The following is a 19,531-nucleotide window of genomic DNA, read 5'->3' as shown; positions in this document are numbered from 1 at the left end:
ACTTGCAGCTGCTGATGCCACAGACCGACTTGCGCATGGACACGCACATGAACCACGCGGAACCGTCGGACTCCCGATTTCGGTCGCACACGGCCATCGCCCTAGGCTCCGGTGTCCCGGCCGGCGCACCCATGTTGGCGCTGACCGGCTCACTCGCCCTGTGCGCGCTGATCGCCGTGCTCACCGTCGCCTGCGTCGGCCTCGCTGCCCTCATGATCTGACCGTCATGCAGCGTTCCTGCTGTATCGCAGTCGAAACATGCTTGAAAACAGAGGAATTCACGTATGAATGCATCGCGCACACCACGATCTCCCCACCGTGTGGCGACTGGTGGATCGATGAGCACCACGGAGATCAAGGCTCGCATCGAGGCCATGTACGCACACGACGACACCCCGCCTCGTACCGGCCGGCCGACGCGCAAAGACAGGAACTCGAGGCGAGGAAAGAACGCGGCGTGAACACCCCCGCCCACACACTGGCCCTGCTGGCCGCCGGACTCGCCGGGACCGTAGCGCTGCAGGGGGCGCTACGGTCCCGGCGTCTCGACCCGCGCCGACGTTCCTTCCGGCTCGGCGAACGCACTCTGCGCCCCTGCTACCCGGCCGAACGCGACGCGTGATCCGCTCGTCGAACGAGATGGGCCGGCCCGTGCTCGACACGGAAACCGAACAACACGGCGGGCGCTTCGGGACGCCTGCTGACACCGAAGATGGAGGTCGGAAGCGTGACGCAGGGCATCGTGAAGTGGTTCAACAACTCGAAGGGATTCGGATTCATCACCCCGGCCGACGGTAGCGACGAGATATTCGTGCACTATTCGGAGATTGCGGGCAACGGCTTCACGACGCTGGAAGACAACCAGCAGGTCGAATACGAGATCGGCTACGGAGTGACAGGTCCCCAGGCCCAGAATGTGCGGACACTCCGACGGAACTCCCGCTGACAGAAACGCGGATTGATCGAGACAGACCCGACTGCCATAGTGCGCGAAACTATCGTTTCGTAACGAAGGAGCGCCATGCAGGTCGGTCTGAACATTCTCGGAGCTGAGAACCTCTACGGCGGCGCGATCCGTCCGGTGCTGGAGTTGGCTGCGCGCGCTGATCGCGCAGGAATCGACGTGATCACCACCGGAGACCACCTCGGTTTCAATGCGACCGCCCACGCGGAACGACGACGGACACACAACTTTCCGTTCCCGCTGGAACATGATTGGTACGAGCCTCTCTCGCTTCTCTCCTCGGTCGCCGCGGTGACCGAGCGGGTCCTGCTGAATGTGTCGGTGCTGATCGCGACGGTGCGTCCGCCGGTATTGCTGGCCAAGCAGATCGCCACACTCGACGCGATCTCCGGTGGCCGCGCCGCAATCGGTATGGGTGTCGGCTGGCAGGAGGCCGAGTACACGGCCACCAACATGCCGTTCGACGCCCGATTCGGACGCATGGAAGACACCGTCCGAGCGTGCCGAGAGCTCTGGACGAAGGCGCCCGCAACCTTCCAGGGGCGCGAGTTCGCGTTCGAGGAGTTCCACTCGCTGCCCTTCCCGGTTCAGGAGCGGGTGCCGGTGATCTTCGGATTCGGACCGAGTAAGCGTAATTTCGATCGTATTGCTCGTGTTGCGGATGGATGGACCGTCAATCCCGCAGACATGCAGTCGTTCTCGGACAGCGTGGCACTGCTGCGCGACACGTTCGAGGAACACGGACGCGATCCGCGCTCGCCCATCGTTCAGGTGTCGGTGACGCCCGAACGACGGGACGACGGCACCGTCGATTACGGCGCGACCGCAGACAAGGCTCGCATGTGGCGCGACGCCGGCGCCACCATAGCGGTGTTCCGGCCGACGAGTTTCTGCGCAGCGGACGACGATGTAGTGCAGCTGATCGACTGGGCGGTGGACCTCAAGAACGAGCGCTCGCGCCATCGCTCAGATCTCGCGGCTCAGCCGTAGCACGCGTTTTCCCATCTCGTCACACAGCGTACGAATGCTGAGTAGCGCGACGCCCGACCGAAGGACCAATCACGTCAAGCCGATATTCGTGTGGGCCGGTATCGCAGGGCGGCCGCCCCCGACCGGAGCTCATGGCGATCCACGAGCTCGAGCTGGATGCGCTCGCGCAGACCCGCGAGCAACGTCGGCCCGTGTCCGGCAAGGACCGGCTGCACAACGAAGATGTACTCGTCGATCAACCCCAGATCTGCCAACGCCAGGGGGAGCGTCACGCCACCCATGAGAATGCCCTCGCCTGGCTCCTGCTTGAGCCGCTGAACCGCTTGCCCCAGGTCGCCTTGCACCAGTTCGGCATTCCAGTCGACCCCGGTCAGCGTGCTCGACACGACGTACTTCTTCGCGCGGTCGATGGTCTCGGCGAACGGGAACTCCCACTCATCCATCCAGTCAGGCCACGTTCCCGTGGCCGGCTTCCGCCACGCCGACTTCATCATCTCGTAGGTCACCCGGCCGTACAGCAGGGCATCGGCTCGTTCCATCTCATCGGTCCAGTAGCGCATCGATTCCGCGTCAGGGGGGAGCCCTGCCTCGTGATGGCAGCAGCCGTCGAGCGTGACGTTGATCGAGTATCGAAGTGGTCTCATCTCGTTGCTCTCCCTTGATGCGCGCAGGGCGTCTTCACCGGACAGCATTATGACTACTGTCGGCGCCATTTCTCATCGGCGGTGAGTGCCTGCACGCCGATCCTGTCGATTCCCGCGATCATCCCAGCTTCCCGCGGCCGCGATTGCACGAGCGGGAAGCTGGGCCGATCGCGGGAACATTCGGTCGGACAGGGCAATTCATCCGAGGGCGAGCTCGAGAGCTCCGCGATCTCATCGATTTCGCCGGTTACTGCGACAACTGGGACAAGCTCGACAATTATGTATGTACGACGGGTGCGCCGACAGCGTTGGTGTGCGATGCGATCATGCTCGGAGTGCGCGTGCTTCCGCCGCTGAACATCGGTGATCTTGTTCCGCATCGCCTCAATGCTTGATGCAGTCGCGCCGAGGGCTCGCTCCGCACGTCGGATCACGTCCCGGTCGGTTCTTCGCCACTTCATCCGACGACGGACATCACCCCACCTGGTCCCCGGGCGGGAGTCGCGTCCGAGACAGGCTGCCCTCCATGCCCCCAGTCAGCTTCCCCGCCCGGCCGGTCCGGCGTTGTGCCGGCGCCGTGTTCACCGCCGCTGTCCTGCTCGCCGGGACGGCGGCCGGGGTCGGCACAGCGGCCGCACAGCCAGCGGCCCCGATGGTGGTTCCCTTGCCGTCGGCCGACCCGTTCTACACGTGGGACGGACCGCTCGACGACGTCGCACCCGGTTCGGTGCTGGACACCCGGACGATGCCCTACGGATTCCATGATCAGGCCACACCGATCACGAGCACCCAGGTGCTCTATCGGACCACCGACCAGTTCGACCGCCCGACCACGACAGTCGCGACGATCCTGCGGCCGTTGGCGCCCGGCCCGGCAAAGCTGATTTCCTATCACATGGCGTACGACGCGCTCGGGTCCGAATGCGATCCGTCGTACACCCTCACCGGGAACGGCACCTACAGTCAGGCGGGCACGTTCGAACAGGGCGTGATCACCGGCTATCTGACTTCCGGATACTCGGTGGTGGTCCCCGATTACGAGGGCCCCGATCTCGAGTGGACCATCGGACGCCAGTCTGCCTACGCGGCACTCGACGGGATTCGCGCCGCAGAATCGGTGCTGGGGCTTCCCGCGTCGACGCCGGTGGGGTTGGCCGGCTACTCCGGCGGTTCGGTGCCCACCCAGTGGGGTGCGGAGGTCGCGCCAGCGTACGCGCCCGAGTTGAACATCGTCGGCGCAGCTGCCGGTGGCCTGCCCGTGAACCTGGCCCACAACCTGCCCTACGTCAGCGGCAGCAAGGACTGGGCCGGTGTCATCCCGGCACTGATCGTCGCCTACCAGCGCACCTACGGTCTCGACACCACCACGTTCCTCAACCCGCACGGGCAGGAGATCGTGGACACGGTCAGCTCTCAGTGCATCAACGCGTTCGCCTCCCACTACCCGGGCCTGACCGACACCGAGATGCTTCAAGCCCCCTACACATCGCTGCTCGAGATCTCCGGCATCGTCCGCGCCATCAACGACAACATCATGGGCACAGCGGGCACTCCGCGGGTGCCGATGCTGTTGGCGGTCGGGGATGTCGACGGTACCGGCGATTCGGTGATGATCACCGGCGATGTCGAAGGGTTGGCGCACGAATACTGCGAGCGTGGTGTTGCCGTCACCTACGCTCAGTACGACCGTCTTTCGCACAGCGACGCGTTCCTGCCGTTCCAGGCGCAGACGGCACAGTTCTTCACCGATCGTTTCGCCGGTGCAGCCCCCACAGACAACTGCGCATTGGTGGGGCCCGGCAGCGACCTCGCCCCCACTCCGGTTCCGTGACCGCCAGAGATCCCCGCACACCTCGGCCGTACCCACCATCCGTCCGGAAAGGACTGCAGTGCCATGCCTGATAATTCACCCAAGAATTTGAATCCGTTGTCGATCTTCGTCGGCTTCGTTCCCTGGATCGTGTTCACCCTGGTTGCCCAGCGACTGGCCGCGGACGGCGTCGCCTGGAGCGCACTGCTGGCTGCTGTGATGAGCCTCGTGTTCGTCATTTACGGGCGACGCACGTCAAGCCCCACGCAGATCGAGATGTACTCCCTCGTCCTGTTCACCGTGATCGCTGTGGTCGGGTTCATCGGCGACCACCGAGTGGACCAGTGGCTGTACGAGTGGGGACGTCCGCTGGTCGGTGTGGTCCTCGGTCTGGCCGTGTTGGCAACCTCGTCCATCCGCCCGTTCACCGCCGAGTACGCCAAGAAATCGACGCCCCGCGAATACTGGGGCTCGCCGCTGTTCCGGCGGATCAACCTGGTCCTGTCCGCGGCGTGGGGTGTCGCCATCACCTTGATGGGGGCAGCGGCCGTGCTCGTCACCGCCCTGGACGCCCACGCCACGGGCACCGACAGCCCGTACCTACTCGACTTCTTCCTGAACTGGGCAGTCCCGATCGGCCTGATCGTCTGGATGGTCCACTTCACGAACACCTACCCCGACCGCGCCGAACGAGATGCGGAGGAGCCGAGCACTACCGCCTGAAAAGCGGACGGCGAGCACAGGCGGACGGGACGTCTGGTTGCTGCTGTGCGCGCGGTCATGACGATCTGCTCTCTCTTGCACGCAGCTCCCGGCAGTCACCGGGCCAGGTCTCAGGTGTGGGTGCACGTGCTGCCTGGCATCATGCCGAGGTGACGCAAATTCGGCTCCTCGCGACAGACCTCGACGGCACCCTTCTTCGGTCCGACCGCACGATCTCGCCTCGCACCGCCCAAGCCATGGAAGACGCGCGACGGTCGGGTATCGAGGTGGTGTGGGCGACCGCTCGCGCTCGGCATTCGGTGCACGAGCTGGCGCAGTCGTGCGGATTCCGCGGCAAGGCTATCTGCGCGAACGGCGCGGTGGTCCTCGATCTGGCCGATGGAACTCCGGTGATCACGGCGACCACGACGATCGCGGTGGCGGCGGCCGCGGCCGCGATGGACCGGGTGCGGACGCTGATGCCCGGTGTCGTGTTCGCGAACGTCGGACCCACTCGCTTCGTCGCCGAGCGGGCATACGCGGCGCTGTGTGAGTACGCCGACCACCACCGGCATCCGCACGAGATGGCACTGTCGGAAATGCTGCCCGACATCGATGAGCCGATGGTGAAGATCGTCGCCCGACATCCGGAGGTTCCCAGCGCGGAGCTGTACCGGGTGGCAGTGGCGGCGGGTGTCGACGGCGTCGAGCTGACGCACTCCGGTGCGCCGTACGTCGAGATGGCGGCGTCCGGTGTCTCCAAGGCGAGTGCGCTTGCCGAGCTCTGTGCGGTCGACGGGATCGGTGCCGAGGAGGTGGCCGTCGCCGGCGACGCCATCAACGACGTCCCGATGCTGTTGTGGGCGGGCACGGCACTGTGCCCGTCCAACGCGATGCCGGAAGTCCTCGCGCTCGCCGACCACGTCCTGCCGAGTAACGACGAGGACGGTGTCGCCGGCTATCTGGAGAAGCTTGCAGGAGATGCACTCGATTCTGCTGCTGTACACAGTGATTGGTGATCTCCTCGGCGAGCTACCTTCGCCGAGCCGTGCCCTACGTCGCGTCGAGTTCTGCCGCGCGAATATGCAGCGCGTGCCGGTCGATCTTGCCGACGTGGTTGCGCGGCAGACCGGTCACGAACGTCCAGCGATCGGGCACTTTGTAGGCCGCCAGCCGCTCGGTTGCGAAGGCCCACAGGTCGGCTTCGGTGGGCGGGTCGGCGAGGCCGTGCTTCAGTTCGACGAACGCGTGCACGAGCGACCCGAGTCGCGCGTCGGGCGTGCCGACGACCCCGCACAGCTCGACGCCGGGACTCGCCTCGAGCACATCCTCCACTTCACCGGGGGCGATGTTGGAGCCGCCCTTGATGATGATCTCTTTGATGCGCCCCTGAAAGTGCAGGTAGCGGTCGGCGTCGCGGCTGCCGAGGTCTCCGGTGCGCAGCCAGTCGCCGACGAATGTTGCCGCGGTGTGCTCGGGGTCGTCCCAGTACCCGGTCATCACCGAGTCGCTACGCACCCAGATCTCGCCGGTTTCGCCGAGTGCGGCATCCAGCACTTGCGAACCGTCGGTGTCATCCGCAGTGGGGGCTGCCGCGACGATGCGCACTTCGACGCCGGCGCGGGGAAGGCCGAACGAGCCACGTTCGACCAGCCCGAACGGCGGGTTCATGCTCACGGCTTCGCACTCGGTGAGCCCGTAGAGCTGGTTGAGCTGCAGGTCGGCGACCTTCGCGAACTCGTCGTAGAGGTCCGACGACATTTGATCGCCGCCGCACGCGACCTCCCGGAAGCTCCCGAAGTCCACGCTCGTCGCGCGCGGGTCGACCACGGCGTCGAGTAGCTGCGCGGGCAGCAGCACGGTGCGCGTGGGCCGGTGCGTGTTCACTGCGTCGAGGAACAGCCCCGGATCGCTCTCGGCGAGGATCACCACGGTGCCCCCTGCGTGCAGGGTCGGAAACGTCACGCCGATCGCGGCTCCGGCGTGGCAGATCGCAGTGGCCGCCAGCGAGATGTCGTCGGCGTCCAGCTGCTGTGTTGTCACGCGGCTTGCCACGGTCGCTCCGATCGAGCGATGCGTGTGGGTGACGCCCTTCGGCTTGCCCGTGCTGCCCGAGGTGTAGAGGATCATCGCGGGATCGTCGTCGTCGACCTCGGACCGTACGACCGAATCGGATGCCGCGGCGACCACATCGCTCCACCGGTTCGGCGCGTCCGGTGCTGCGTCGCCGCCGTACACGTACATCCCGATGAGGCTTGGCGCCTGCTCGGGCACGTCCTTCACGATCGGCAGCAGTGCCTCGTCGGCGATCAGCAACTTCGCCGTGCAGTGGTTGACGGCGAAGACGACCTCGTCGGTCTGGAACCGGTGGTTCAGCGGTACCGCGATCGCACCGATGCGAAAACACGCGAAGTACAACTCGACGTACTCCCACCGGTTGCGCATGAAGATCGCCACGCGATCGCCGCGGCCGATCCCGAGCGAGAGCAGGCCCCGGGCCGAACGTTCGATCGCGTCGTGCAGCTCCCGATATGACAGCACCGTGTCCTCGAATATGAGGGCGGGTTTGTCGGGTGTGGCGGCAAGCGCGTCCTGCATCAGGCGGCTGAGCAGCATACATGCCAATCTATCAGCGGGCGGCTCCGACCGCGGGAAGTGTCATAGAGATGCTCGTGCACGTAGTGGGATCGGGTGGGCTGGTACCCCGACCGCGAGTCAACGCCGACGCCGTCCAGCGGTGCGACCTTGTCGCGATCATCCCAGCTTCCCGCGGCCGCGATTGCGCGAGCGGGAAGCTGGGAAGATCGCGGGATCATTCGCCCGGACGTATCCGCGAAATCAGCGGTTCGAATGTAGTTTCTGCGACTCTCGAAATATGCTCGCGCAACCTGAATCTCGGGTGAGCTGAGATCGATTCAAAGGGCTGCGACCAAGCGATGCGACATGATGGCAGTTCTTCGGCGTGTAGATCGAAGCGGTGAGATACCGACCTCAGATGCGGCAGGTCGGCTTCGAGCGTGTCGGTCATCCCCGTGTTCGCCCATCGATCGGTCCCCTCGTCCGATCGGCGACACATTGGCGTCAGGGGTCTGCGATTGCCAACCCGACGGCAAAAGCCGAGGATGGCGAAGTTCTGCCGGGTCCAGGGTAGCCTCGGGGTTGCCGAGGACACTCGAATATGAGCGATCAGCCATGTCGTCCTCGGCGCGTAACCCGGCCGGAAGTCGAAAGGCCGAGAACTGGAGCGCCACCATGGCGTCGAACCCGACCGAAATGTTGAACCCGGCACGCGCAGAGGAATCAGCGCTGTCCTGCAACGCATGTCCGCACAGCATGGATTCCCACGATGCTCTCGGTATTCGGTTTTGTGCCGTGACCTCGAACCGAAGCCTCGACCGAAAATGCATCTGCTCTGGCGAAGCGCAGACTGTGCAGCATTACAACCGATACTGAACGAGAAACTCACCCCCAACGTGCCGTCGGCAGGTTCGAGAAGCGTCGCCGTGGGTAGACCGCTCTACGAGGCAGTCGTGTGCGCCTATGCATGCGCTTTGCCGAAGGAGTGAACGGAGGCGCTGTGAAAATCGGATACAAACTGTTCGCGGAGGCGTATTCACCGACCGAGCTGGTCCGGCAGGCGGTGCGTGCGGAGGAGGCCGGCTTCGATTTCGTCGAGATCAGCGACCATTATCATCCGTGGCTGCACGATCAGGGACACTCTGGTTTTGCGTGGTCGATACTGGGGTCGATTGCCGCGAAGACCTCGACACTCGGCCTGGCCACCGGTGTGACATGCCCGTTCATTCGCTATCACCCCGCGATCGTCGCGCAGGCTGCGGCGACGACGGCCCTCCTGTCGGAAGGCCGGTTCGTCCTCGGTCTGGGAAGCGGTGAGCGGCTCAACGAACATGTGGTGGCACGCGGCTGGCCACCCGCCGCGACACGGACGCAAATGCTTCGCGAGTCGATCGAGGTGATCCGTTTGTTGTGGAGCGGCGGCTACCACAGCTACGACGGACGCCACATTCAGCTCGAGGACGCGCGTGTGTTCGATCTTCCCGACGAGCTCCCAACGATCGTGGTCGCGGGTTCGGGCGGGCCGGCAGTGAAGCTCGCTGCAGAGCTGGGCGACGGACTTTTCACCACGGATGCGGATCCCGATCTGGTCGACAAATACAAGAAGGCCGGTGGTGACGGGCCGCGCTATGCCGAGGCGTCGTTGTCGTGGGCACCGACAGAAGAGGCAGCGCTGACGTCGGCCCACACTCTGTTCCGTTTCTCTGCCACCGGATGGAAGGTTCAGGCGGAATTGCCGAATCCGGTCAACTTCGAGGCAGCAGCGTCCGTTGTTCGTGAAGCGGACATAGCCGAGAGCTTCGCCTACGGTCCCGATGTGCAACGCCACCTGGAGAAGATCCGAACCTATGCGGACGCCGGATTCGACCATCTCGCCCTTGTGAATGCGGGGCCGGACGTCGACGGGTTCTTCCGGTTCTATACGGATGAACTCGCACCGGTGCTCTCGAGGGATATCCGCGAATGACGACCCCACGACGGGCATAGCATTGACGTGCCGGTCGCCTCGAGGCCGGCAGTTCTCCCGGCGAGAGGATATCCGCCATGAAGGTTCTCGTGATCTTCGAATCGATGTACGGGAACACCCGTCACGTCGCGGAAGCGATTGCGCAGGGGATCGGAGAAGCTGCCGCGGTGACCATCGTCGCAGCCGCAGACGCGAGGGACGAAGATCTCACCGCGTACGACCTGGTGGTGGTCGGCGGCCCCACCCACGTGCACGGCATGAGCAGGCCCACCACCCGCCACGGCGCAGTGGAGGCGGCCGAGAAACCCGACAACCCGCTCACCCTCGAACCTGACGCGGAAAGCGACGGCGTGCGCGAATGGCTCGCTTCCCTCGGCCAGGTTACCGGGAAGGCCGCCGCGTTCGACACGAGACTCGACGCCAACCCGTTGTTGACCGGCCGAGCATCGAAGTCGATCGGCAAGAAACTTCGCAAAGCCGGTTTCACTCTCGTTGCAGAGCCGGAGAGTTTTCTTGTCGACAAGCGGACAGTCCTTGCACCTGGCGAAGCGGAACGTGCGAGTCGATGGGGGCGCGCACTCATCGGCACGGATAGCGCGTGACGGTCTTGCGCGAGCCCGAACCGCCACGGGTATGCCCATGCATGTAGTGGAATCGGGTGGAACGCACCCGAGTCCGAAGGAGATTCCGACATGCGTCCCACCGGTCTCACCGCAAACCTGAACGTCCCGAGCATCGAGGAAGCCCGCAGCTTCTACGCCGACTATCTCGGGCTTTCCGTCGAGGAGATGAATCTGGGATGGGTCGCCCGGTTCACCACCCCGGACGGGCGCGCCACCGTGCAACTCGTGAGCGGCGATGAGACTGCGCCCGTGGATTCCGCATTGTCCATCCACGTCGGCGACGAGGTGGAGGCCGCCTACGAGGACGCGCAACGGCGCGGGTTCGAAATCGTGTACCCGCTGACGACGGAGCCGTGGGGCGTGCGGCGATTCTTCGTGCGCGCGCCGGATGGCACCGTGGTCAACATCGTGAGCCACTCGGACGACGAACAATAGCTTTTCGGCGGCATCGACCCCGCTGCGTCACTCGGCTGAGTCGGGACCCGCCACCGGCGACGCCCTGTATTGCCGAGCGGTCTTGATCAGACCCGCTGCCACGATGACCTGACCGACCATGAGCGACGTGGGCAACAACAGCAGTTCCCAGCCCGTCGAGGCGAAGCCTAACGCCCACACAACGATGACAAGCGCCAGTAGCACCGTCGTCACCTGGCCGATGGTCATGAGTACCGTCTCGAGCCCGTGAGTGCGCCGCCCGAGGAGACCACCGACCCCGACGGTGGCTCCGATGAGCGAGCAGGGCAGCCCGATCAGAGTCGGAAGTACCACCATGAACTCGACACTGCCCCCGACCTCGACAACTCCCGAGGCGACCAGTTGTGGAACGACGAAAAGGAGGATCGGCACCGCGCACAGCGCAGAGATCGTCGAGACAACCGGGAGTAGCCGCATGGGATCAACGTACTTGGATCAGCGACAGCGTCGGGATCACCCCCAGGGCCTTCGATCCGGGCTGTCCGCGTCATACCTGATCAGCTGCAGCAGCGCGCCCCCATTCGTGCGGACGAAGGAGGTGTCGGCCCCGGCCGCATCGATGCGGAACGGGCCACGCTCCTCGGTGCACCCGGCGCGGAGCGCCTGGCCGTGCGCCGTGTGCAGGTCCTCCACTGCGAAGGCGATATGGTCGAGTTCCCCTGTTACCGAGTCGACTTCCATCAGTTCTACCTTCGATGCTGCGGCGTCATGCAGCAGTGCGATGCGCTTTCCGGTGCAGGCATGGACTCCCCAACGCATCAGGGTCATCCCCATCACGTTCACCAGGAAGTCGACTTCGGCTTCGATGTCCGCGGATTCGGTTCCGCGGTGGTCTATGCGGTGGGTAGGGTCGGATGTGGTCACGGTGCGTCCTGCAGGCTTGCCACGAAGGCTTCGGCTGCGGCAGGTACTCGGGTGTGCTTGCGTTCCTTGTATGTCGTCGCCAGATGGCGGCGGAACCAGCCGTACACCGTCACAGCTTCGAACGGTGCTCCTCTGTCGTCGCCGATTGTGGTAGGCAATGGTTCGACCACTGTGTCGACGGCAACGTTGTAGAAGGTCGGGAGCGTGAAGCGGTAGCCCTGTGGGTCCCTCGACGCGACGACGCGATGTCGCGTCGCCGGCCACCTGCCGTTGGTCCATCGGGTCATCAGCTCACCGACATTGATGACGAATGCGTCCTCGTAGACCGGGACGGGGAACCACGCGCCGTCGAGTGTCTTCACCTCGAGGCCCTCGTAGGTTCCACGCTGGTGCAACATCGTGAGCATGCCGCCGTCGAAGTGCTCGTCGAAGATGACCGTCGGATCATGGTCGAGTGGTGCGAGGCGCGCGGGGTAGGAACGGATCGTCGAGGTCGAGGCGTCGAGGGCGGTGTAGGTGTCGAAGTAGTCGGCGGGCAGTTCGAGCCCCACCGCGAATGCGCGCATCATTTGGGCGCCGAGCGCGCGGACCCGGGTCGACCACGCGGTCATCACCTCGCGAAAGTTGTCGACCGGCGGCCACACATTGTCGTCGAAATAGTCGGCGAAGTCGGGGTCGACTCCGTGCGCCATTGCGTCGGTCGGGCTGTCGAAGCGTGACACAGTGTAGCCCTCGGAACAGATCTTTCCGTTCAGGTCGTAGTTGGTCATCAAGCCACGGAACGGATGACCTGACGGTGATCGGAGAGTGTCCTTGACATCTCGGGGGAGCGACTGGAGTCCCGTCGCAACCTGATAGGCAGCGTCGATCAGCGCGGCATCAATGCCGTGCCCCACGATCTGGAAGAATCCGCTTGTCGTTGCCGCGTGGTTGATTTCGCGGGGAGCGGTGTGGGGGTCTGACCCGTCGAGGAAGCCGCTGATGTCGATGACGGGTACAACGATGCTTTCGGTGGGGGACATGTACTTCTCCTCAGGGTGGATACGGGTAGGGAGGGTGTGGTTTAGAACGCCGAGAATTCGCTACCAGCGGACGACGACCTTCTCGAGGAGGCCGACGGCACCGAGCAGTCCGAGCGACACGAGTGCCGAGATCGCGATCGCACCCCACATCTGTGGAAGGTTCAGGTAGGTCATGGCCTGCACGATGGTGGCGCCGAGACCCTGGTTGGCACCGTGGAACTCGGAGACGACGGCCCCGATCATTGCCAGGGTCACGCAGGTCCGGGCGGCTGCGAACAGATAGGTTGCGCTGATCGGCAGTCGCAGCCTCCAAAAGATATCGGCCTTCGAGGCGGCCATCGAACGGAAGACTTCCATCATGTCGTCCGGTACTGCCTTGAATCCGGTGATCGCGTTGATGAGCATCGGAAAGAACACCATCAGAGCGACGACGATCAGGTGTGGTGTCGTACCGAATCCGAAGGCAACGACGAGGGCCGGTGCGACGGCCACGATCGGGGTGGCGTGCACGAGTACAGCGATGGGCATGATGGCAGCGTGCAGCAACGGGACGTGCACGACGACGATGGCCAGCACAATCGCAACGACGATCCCGATCACGAAACCGATCAGTGCGGTCGACAGCGTGTATCCGAGGTGTTCTCGATAGAAAGCCGGCCGGTCGACGAGATCAGTGAAGACCGCGCCGAGGGTGGGAAGGACGCTGGTGCGGTTTTTCGCGACCCACTCCCAACCCAACGCGAGCAACCCCATCAAGATCACGGGGGCAAGCACGGCGACGGTCGAATGTAGGGACGGGCGGGGGAGCCGCCGCATGAGCTTGTTCGGGTCGAGCAGCTTCGCCGGGAGTGTTCTCGGCGGACGTGTGTGCACCTCGGCGACCATGATCAGCTCCACCCTTCCTGGAGTGCGTTTCGGACTTCGGTGACCTTCTCGTGGAATTCGATCGATCGTTCGAGCCTGGCATGGCGAGGGCGGGGTAGATCGACGTCGATGATTCGGTGGATCCTGCCCGGTCGGGAGGTCATCACCACCACGCGATCGGACAGGAGCACTGCCTCGGACGCGGAGTGCGTCACGAACACGACGGTCTTGCGTAGTAGTTGCCACATGTCGAGCAATTGGTAACGCAGCGCCTCGCGGGTGAACTCGTCCAAGGCGGAGAACGGCTCATCCATAAGCATCACCGGTGCACCATGAACGAACCCTCGGGCCAGCGAGGCTCGTTGGCGCATGCCACCTGACAGCTGCGAAGGTCGGGAGCGAGCGAAGTCGCGCAGCCCCATCTCGTTGAGCACCGTCTCGACTTCCTGGTCGACCCGCTTGGGAGAGGCACGGCGATCGGCTCGCCGGTTCACCACCTTCGACAGCAGGGCGTTGGCGCGGACCTCCCTCCATGGCAAGAGCGCCGACGACTGCGGTATCCAGGCAATGTTCTTCTCGCGGGTCGCAGCCCGGGGGGTCTGTCCGAACAGTGAGATCTCTCCGCTGTCCTGGGTCTGTAGCCCGGCGAGGATGCGCAGCAGGGTGGTCTTTCCACATCCGGACGGTCCGAACAGTGTCGTGAAACTGCCCTCCTGAATCTCCAGGTCGACATCGTGTAGTGCAGTGAACGTGTCGCGTCCGGATCCGAAGTTCTTGTGGACTCCGCGGACAATGATTCTGCTGTCTGCTCGAGGGTGCGGCTCGGTCACTGTGGCGGCGATGTGTGTCATCTCTGGTGTCCTTTCGAGCCGGTTACGGTGCGAGGGCTCCGGGCGCTGGCCAGATGAGTTCCGGCCCGTCGTAGATCGCATCGACGTACTTCGAGGTCTGCAGCGAACCGACATCGAGGGCCTCGGTCACGATGCCGAACCGCAGCAGCTCGTCGGCTTCCGGCTGCCACAAGTCAGTGGTCTGATAGCCCACCCCGTGACCGTCGAGGAGATTCGTGACGATGAGGTCGCTCGACGATTTCCAGCGATTCTTCTCGTGTGCTGCGTCGTAGCCGGCTTGGGAGACGGATTCCGAGTAGGCGATGGCCTCGTCGAGATTCTGCTCGCTCTCTCGCATCCAATTGAAAGCATGGTAGGTGGCACGCAGGAAATCCTCGACCGCAGACGGATGTGCTTCGCCCCACGCGGTATTGACGATCGTGGTGGAGAATGTTCCCCCGACGCCGAATTCGGCGGGATCCCACATCCTGACGTCGTAGCCTTCGGCCTCGAGGATCCAAGGTTCGTTGTCCTTGTAGCCCTGCAGTGCATCGACCTGCCCCTGCGGGAGGATCCGCGGATCGAAGCCCACCTTCACGTCTTCGACCTTGGAGAAATCGACGCCATCATCCTCGATCATCGAACGGAGCTGCCCGGGCATGGTCACCTTGTAGCCGAGCGTCGCGCCCTCGAGGTCCTGCAGCGACTGGATGGGCCCGTCGGTCATGGTGATCAGGGTGACCTGCCCGACATTGCCGAAGGTGCCGATGCCCGTGACCTCGGCGCCGTTGGCCTGTGCGGCCAGAACGTCGCTGGCGCTGCCGAGGCCTGCGAACTGTGCAGTGCCGGCACTGACCATCTGGGAGTTGTTGTCGGTCTTGGCGCGGACCTCGATATCGAGGCACAGGTCGTCATAGAAGCCCATGCCCTCGGCGGCGACCTGGCTCAAGACCCCGGCTCCGCCGCCGAGATCGTATGAGGTCAGATAGATGATCTTGCCTGCGGCGCGGTTCTGCTCGCAGCGGTCGGCTCCGATCGTGGCCGTTGATTCTGCTGGGGCCGCCGTCGATGTCGCCCCGTCCTCGCTGCTGCAGCTGATAAGCGTGGCCGCGGTGCCCAGCGCGCAGAGGATACCCAGTGCGCGCTGACTGGTGCGTGTGCTCATTTCTGTGCCTCCGATTCGAAGGATTGTCGGGACCTAGGTGTCACTCGCCCGAGAGTTGCTCGGGCGCGCGCATGTCGCGCTCGGAGGAGACGACGACGGCGGTCCGGTCGGAGAAGAAGCTCTCACCGAGCTTCCCGGGGTTGAGAATTCCGAATGGATCCACTTCCTGCTTGAGAGCCAGCATCCGCTCGGTATCGCCGACGAATCCACCTTCTTCCACTACGTAGCTGTGTGGATTGAGCAGGTAGATCCCCAGCCCCGTGCAGTAGCTGATCAGTTCATCAAGTGCTTCTTCATGATTCGCAAGCCCGACGAGCGGCGGGATTCCCATGCACCGCACGGTCCGATCCGGAGAGGTATTGATCTCGATGTGTTGGAGAAACACGCCTGGATACCGCTCGGTGACTGCACGCACCTGCTCGATGAATCGATCTTTGTCGCCGGAGGCGTATTCGCATTGCAGCCAGGATGATTCTGGCTCGGCCTTGCGCGACCACAGGATGGTGTGACTGTATGGGAACTGGGTGATGTGGGTGGCGCCCTCGGGCCACGCCTTCACCGTGCCGCCGTACGACTCCGCCAGTGCACGCATCGACGCGGCATCGTCGAGGTCCGACCAGACCAATGCCACATGGCTGCCTTCGGGAATCTCGTGAGTGATCGGTGTCATCATCGCCGGGATGGGTGCCTGCTGGAGCGAGGCCAGCCGCGCATGGATGTCGGAGTCGACCAGTTCCCAACCGAATCGGCAACACTGTTCGAAGTCGTCGAAGACAACGAGGACGTCTTCATAGGTGTGTGCGGGTACCAACCGCATCTCGACGCGGGTGATGACGCCAACCGTGCCGTACATATGGAGGATGAGGTTGACGTCGGCGCCTTCGAGGCGGATGGTGCGTGGGAGTTCCTCCACGGTGATCAGTTCGACGGCCAGGACGTTGTTGCTCCACAGGTCGCCATGTGCGGCCGCGCCGAGGCCGCCGGAACCGCCGGAGATGAAACCGGAGGCCGTGGCGACACGGTACGTGCTCGGCATGACAGCGAGTTCCTGCCCCGTCCCACGGGCAGCTTCCTCGATCGACTTCATGATCGTCCCGGGAAGTGCTGCGATTCGCCCCTCGGCAACATCGAGGATTCCGGCGACACCCTTGATGTCGACGACGATGCCCTGTTCGAGCGGCAACGACTGGCCGTAGTTGCCGGTCCCGGCGCCGCGCATCGTGATCGGGATGCGATGGCGGGCGGCAAGCGCGACGACGGCGGTCAGTTCATCGATATTCCTGGGGCGCACGACGGCGTCGACCGATGTATCTGCGAGTGCGTTCTCGAGAATCGGGCTGTACCAAGAGAAGTCGCGGAGATATCGAGAGATCTTCCGTCCCTCGGACAGTACCTGAAGGTCGCCGAGCAGCGCTACGAACTCGTCAAGATACGGGCGGTTCTGGGATTCACTCACAGCGGTCATGACGGGGGTGCTCCTCGCGTGGTTTGACGGATGCAGCGCCGTAGATCGGTGGCGTGGTGCACCGTGATGAGTGGGCGGCATTTGTACCGTCATGGAGTCGGGGAGGGCCTTCCCCGGTCGGTTCTACCCGATTGCATGTAACGTTGGCGATCCGAGCACTACTATTCGGGATCTCGTGTTTCACATGGTAGATATCGCATGACAATCCCGTTACAAGGCATCTGGCCTTCGCAAATCCCGGAAAGATTCGGAGATGATTCACCCAAGTGATGGATCGCGATCAACAGATTGCATGCTGTAGGTCGCCAGAACCACGGCGGCGATGAAGGTGGATCCGCCGATACTGGGTACGAGGTCATGCTGCCTCTGTATCCGTGTTGCATGTAGATCGGAGAGAGGCGATATGTCGCTACGCAGTGTTGTCGTCGTCCACCCCGGTGGGGACGATGCAGCGAATTGCGGGTCCTTGGCGGATCGGGCCTACGAGGAACTTCGCCAACGCATCCTCGACTCGGGTTTCGAGCCGGGGACCGCACTGAGTGTTCCGGCGCTGGCAAGGGAACTGGAGATCAGCCGTAGTCCCGTTCGCGAGGCAGTCCAGCGACTTATCCATGAGGGGCTTGCTACTCACGTTCCGAACCGAGGCGCCGAGGTTGCCCGCCTCGAGATCTCCGAGCTCATCGAGATCTACGAGGTCAAGGAGCCTCTCTTGGGTCTAGCGGCCCGCCTCGCGGCAACCCGGCTCACGGAGGTCGACGTGGATGCCCTAAAAGCCATGATGGATGAGCAGGATGCTGCGCTTACCGGTGATACTCCCGAGAGCCGATTCATGGAACTAGATGTCGCTTTTCACGGCTTCATCGCCGACGTTGCGGCTAACGAAACTCTGCGACGCACCGTGGCTTCGTTCGAAAACAAGACCAGTCGAGCATTTCCTAGCGGATGGTCGAATCGTGAGTACGCGCGCCTGTCCGTCGAGGAGCACCACGCCATCACCGACGCATTGATCGCAGGTGATGCGGACGCAGCCGAACGTGCGAGCTGCGCTCACGTGCGGAAAGTGCGAATCCGCCTTGCTCGCCGGCACGGTGAGCCGCACACGTGACAAGCCCCGACCCGACCGACTGTTCTTGACCGAAGGGAGAGTTGTGTTCACCGGAATCATCGAAGAACTCGGCGAGATCGTCGGAAAGGAGGATCTTCCCGAGGCAGCCCGTTTGAGGATCCGAGGACCACTGGTGTCGTCCGACGCCAGACATGGCGATTCGATCGCGGTCAACGGTGTGTGTCTGACCGTGGTGCGGTGTTTTGACAGTGGGGAGTTCACTGCGGATGTCATGCAGGAGACATTGCTGCGCAGCACGTTGCAGAAGCTCGATCCCGGCTCGGTAGTGAACCTCGAGCGCGCTGTGCTGCCCACCACCCGCCTCGGCGGGCACATTGTGCAGGGGCATGTCGACGGCACGGGTCAGGTGCTGGGGCGTTCACCGTCGGACTTCTGGGAGGAAGTGTGGATATCCCTGCCCAGAGAACTCGCCCGCTTCGTCGCAGAGAAGGGGTCTGTCGCGATCGACGGGGTCTCGCTGACTGTCAGCGCCCTCGCGCACGACGCCAGTGGACACAGCTTGCGGGTCTCGTTGATTCCGACCACGCTGTCGGCAACGACGCTGGGTCGCGCCGATGTCGGTAGCGCCGTCAATCTCGAAGTCGATGTGGTGGCGAAGTACCTCGATCGACTGACGTTGCACTGACACGCTGCCGCAATCCCGGACGAACGGTTATCCTACCCGCATGATGCTCTCGGTCACGGTACCCACCGTTTCCTGCAGCAACCGGACCCATTGTTGCTCGTCGGGCACAGCCGCTCCGACGACCCCGAGCGCCGCGGACATCCGCCCCGACGGTCCGCGAATCCCGATGGCAACGCCATAGCGTCCGTACCGATACTCCTCGCGCTCCCGCGCGATGCCGGTCTGACGGGTCCGGGCCAGCGGCGCAGAGAGTGCGGCGATGTCGAGGGTGTAGCGGGTGTAGCGCTCGGTGACGGCTGTGGGCGGATCTCCCGCGGCGAGGAACACCTTGCCGACCGCGGTCGCGTGCAGCGGGAACCTGTCGCCGATCTCGACAGCAGTGCCGTCGCGCCGCGGGCCGAGCGCCCGGTCGACGATCACCACAGCACCTCCGACGGCTGCGCCCAGCACGACAGTGCGGCCACTGGCAGCGGCGAGACTCCGTAGGTGCCATGTGGTTTCCCGTTGGATTCGCTGGACGCAGGGCGCATGCGATCCGATTGCCCACATCCGCATCCCGACGCGATAGCTGCCGTCTTCGAGACGGTCGAGCGCACCCCAGTCGACCAGTTCGCGGACCATCCGCAGCGTGGTGGCGGACGACAGGCCGCACCGCCGCGCGATCTCGTTGAGTCTCAGCGGTGACGCGGAGTCCTCGAACGCTTCGAGAATGCTGAACAGGCGCCGGGCGACTCCCGTTCGAGTAGCGCTGGTCATGAGCTCGACCTCCGTGACATGGACAACACGATTTCAACCAATGAAATTCGAACGTAGACCCGAA

24 protein-coding genes are annotated in these 19,531 nt (G+C 64.0%); 14 read left to right on the top strand and 10 right to left on the bottom strand.

Translation table 11 applies throughout. The annotated features are described in order from the left end of the window. Positions 1-47 precede the first annotated feature (47 nt). The 5 genes from EV641_RS29165 (at position 48) to EV641_RS06870 (ending at position 1,954) form a co-directional block, all read left to right on the top strand. The gene (locus EV641_RS29165; protein ID WP_158289131.1) at positions 48-221 is read left to right on the top strand and encodes a hypothetical protein; all 174 of its coding nucleotides are present in this window, start codon (positions 48-50) and stop codon (positions 219-221) included. Between the two features lie 117 nt (positions 222-338). Beyond that, positions 339-461 (top strand): hypothetical protein, encoded by a 123-nt coding sequence (locus EV641_RS30090; protein ID WP_277874483.1) that lies wholly within the window; start codon positions 339-341, stop codon positions 459-461. After that, positions 458-622: a hypothetical protein gene (locus EV641_RS29155; protein WP_158289129.1), complete on the top strand. Its 165-nt coding sequence runs from the start codon at positions 458-460 to the stop codon at positions 620-622. The genes EV641_RS30090 and EV641_RS29155 overlap by 4 nt, the downstream gene beginning before the upstream one ends. Positions 623-727: 105 nt before the next feature. Continuing rightward, positions 728-946: a cold-shock protein gene (locus EV641_RS06875; RefSeq protein ID WP_054720187.1), complete on the top strand. Its 219-nt coding sequence runs from the start codon at positions 728-730 to the stop codon at positions 944-946. A gap of 75 nt (positions 947-1,021) precedes the next feature. Continuing rightward, positions 1,022-1,954, top strand: coding sequence for a TIGR03619 family F420-dependent LLM class oxidoreductase (locus EV641_RS06870; protein WP_054720184.1), 933 nt, complete (start codon positions 1,022-1,024; stop codon positions 1,952-1,954). Positions 1,955-2,028: 74 nt separating this feature from the next. Here EV641_RS06870 and EV641_RS06865 read toward each other — a convergent pair whose 3' ends face one another. Next, on the bottom strand, positions 2,029-2,598 hold the full coding sequence (locus tag EV641_RS06865; protein ID WP_132471244.1) for a dihydrofolate reductase family protein: 570 nt from the start codon (positions 2,596-2,598) through the stop codon (positions 2,029-2,031). Positions 2,599-3,124: 526 nt separating this feature from the next. On the opposite strand from EV641_RS06865, the gene EV641_RS06860 reads away from it, so the two are divergent. The 3 genes from EV641_RS06860 to EV641_RS06850 all read left to right on the top strand — a co-directional run bounded on the left by EV641_RS06860 (position 3,125) and on the right by EV641_RS06850 (position 6,129). Beyond that, on the top strand, positions 3,125-4,429 hold the full coding sequence (locus tag EV641_RS06860; protein ID WP_132471243.1) for a lipase family protein: 1,305 nt from the start codon (positions 3,125-3,127) through the stop codon (positions 4,427-4,429). Positions 4,430-4,492: 63 nt separating this feature from the next. Further along, entirely contained in the window at positions 4,493-5,131 is a 639-nt protein-coding gene (locus EV641_RS06855; protein WP_132471242.1) for a hypothetical protein, read from the top strand. A 149-nt stretch (positions 5,132-5,280) separates the two neighbouring features. Next, positions 5,281-6,129: a Cof-type HAD-IIB family hydrolase gene (locus EV641_RS06850; RefSeq protein ID WP_132471241.1), complete on the top strand. Its 849-nt coding sequence runs from the start codon at positions 5,281-5,283 to the stop codon at positions 6,127-6,129. A 34-nt stretch (positions 6,130-6,163) separates the two neighbouring features. Here EV641_RS06850 and EV641_RS06845 read toward each other — a convergent pair whose 3' ends face one another. Continuing rightward, the gene (locus EV641_RS06845) at positions 6,164-7,726 is read right to left on the bottom strand and encodes an AMP-binding protein (protein ID WP_132471240.1); all 1,563 of its coding nucleotides are present in this window, start codon (positions 7,724-7,726) and stop codon (positions 6,164-6,166) included. A 327-nt stretch (positions 7,727-8,053) separates the two neighbouring features. Here EV641_RS06845 and EV641_RS30245 point away from each other — a divergent pair, with 327 nt between their 5' ends. The 4 genes from EV641_RS30245 to EV641_RS06825 all read left to right on the top strand — a co-directional run bounded on the left by EV641_RS30245 (position 8,054) and on the right by EV641_RS06825 (position 10,711). After that, complete coding sequence (locus tag EV641_RS30245) at positions 8,054-8,563, top strand: RGCVC family protein (protein ID WP_347238219.1); 510 nt, start codon at positions 8,054-8,056, stop codon at positions 8,561-8,563. A 124-nt stretch (positions 8,564-8,687) separates the two neighbouring features. After that, a complete protein-coding gene (locus EV641_RS06835) occupies positions 8,688-9,653 on the top strand; it encodes a TIGR03557 family F420-dependent LLM class oxidoreductase (protein ID WP_132471239.1) in 966 nt (321 codons plus the stop codon). A gap of 77 nt (positions 9,654-9,730) precedes the next feature. Next, on the top strand, positions 9,731-10,255 hold the full coding sequence (locus EV641_RS06830) for a flavodoxin domain-containing protein (RefSeq protein WP_132471238.1): 525 nt from the start codon (positions 9,731-9,733) through the stop codon (positions 10,253-10,255). Between the two features lie 90 nt (positions 10,256-10,345). Beyond that, the gene (locus EV641_RS06825) at positions 10,346-10,711 is read left to right on the top strand and encodes a VOC family protein (protein WP_132471237.1); all 366 of its coding nucleotides are present in this window, start codon (positions 10,346-10,348) and stop codon (positions 10,709-10,711) included. Between the two features lie 27 nt (positions 10,712-10,738). On the opposite strand, the gene EV641_RS06820 is transcribed toward EV641_RS06825, so the two are convergent. The 7 genes from EV641_RS06820 to EV641_RS06790 are packed head-to-tail and all read right to left on the bottom strand — an operon-like array spanning position 10,739 to position 16,960. Beyond that, entirely contained in the window at positions 10,739-11,167 is a 429-nt protein-coding gene (locus tag EV641_RS06820; protein WP_132471236.1) for a hypothetical protein, read from the bottom strand. 36 nt (positions 11,168-11,203) lie between these two features. Further along, positions 11,204-11,614 carry a hypothetical protein gene (locus tag EV641_RS06815; protein ID WP_132471235.1) on the bottom strand — a complete coding sequence of 137 codons (411 nt, stop codon included), beginning with the start codon at positions 11,612-11,614 and terminating at the stop codon, positions 11,204-11,206. Further along, positions 11,611-12,636 carry a 2OG-Fe(II) oxygenase family protein gene (locus tag EV641_RS06810; RefSeq protein ID WP_132471234.1) on the bottom strand — a complete coding sequence of 342 codons (1,026 nt, stop codon included), beginning with the start codon at positions 12,634-12,636 and terminating at the stop codon, positions 11,611-11,613. Before EV641_RS06810 ends, EV641_RS06815 begins: the two co-directional genes overlap by 4 nt. A gap of 60 nt (positions 12,637-12,696) precedes the next feature. Beyond that, the gene (locus tag EV641_RS06805; RefSeq protein WP_199233163.1) at positions 12,697-13,521 is read right to left on the bottom strand and encodes an ABC transporter permease subunit; all 825 of its coding nucleotides are present in this window, start codon (positions 13,519-13,521) and stop codon (positions 12,697-12,699) included. 2 nt (positions 13,522-13,523) lie between these two features. After that, complete coding sequence (locus EV641_RS06800) at positions 13,524-14,351, bottom strand: ABC transporter ATP-binding protein (RefSeq protein ID WP_132471233.1); 828 nt, start codon at positions 14,349-14,351, stop codon at positions 13,524-13,526. Positions 14,352-14,373: 22 nt separating this feature from the next. Further along, positions 14,374-15,495, bottom strand: a complete 1,122-nt coding sequence (locus EV641_RS06795) for an ABC transporter substrate-binding protein (RefSeq protein ID WP_132471232.1) — start codon at positions 15,493-15,495, stop codon at positions 14,374-14,376. A 40-nt stretch (positions 15,496-15,535) separates the two neighbouring features. Continuing rightward, the gene (locus EV641_RS06790; RefSeq protein ID WP_158289128.1) at positions 15,536-16,960 is read right to left on the bottom strand and encodes an FAD-binding oxidoreductase; all 1,425 of its coding nucleotides are present in this window, start codon (positions 16,958-16,960) and stop codon (positions 15,536-15,538) included. A gap of 403 nt (positions 16,961-17,363) precedes the next feature. Here EV641_RS06790 and EV641_RS06785 point away from each other — a divergent pair, with 403 nt between their 5' ends. Together EV641_RS06785 and EV641_RS06780 are read left to right on the top strand one after the other, a co-directional pair. Then, positions 17,364-18,065, top strand: a complete 702-nt coding sequence (locus EV641_RS06785; protein WP_158289127.1) for a GntR family transcriptional regulator — start codon at positions 17,364-17,366, stop codon at positions 18,063-18,065. 43 nt (positions 18,066-18,108) lie between these two features. After that, entirely contained in the window at positions 18,109-18,711 is a 603-nt protein-coding gene (locus EV641_RS06780; RefSeq protein ID WP_132471229.1) for a riboflavin synthase, read from the top strand. 27 nt (positions 18,712-18,738) lie between these two features. Here EV641_RS06780 and EV641_RS06775 read toward each other — a convergent pair whose 3' ends face one another. Then, positions 18,739-19,467: an IclR family transcriptional regulator C-terminal domain-containing protein gene (locus EV641_RS06775; protein WP_132471228.1), complete on the bottom strand. Its 729-nt coding sequence runs from the start codon at positions 19,465-19,467 to the stop codon at positions 18,739-18,741. Between the last annotated feature and the right edge of the window lie 64 nt (positions 19,468-19,531).

Source organism: Rhodococcus sp. SMB37 (assembly GCF_004345605.1).
Classification (GTDB): Bacteria; Actinomycetota; Actinomycetes; order Mycobacteriales; family Mycobacteriaceae; genus Rhodococcus.
The sequence above is the reverse complement of the archived record's forward strand: the minus strand, read 5'-3'. Positions and strand labels throughout refer to the sequence as shown.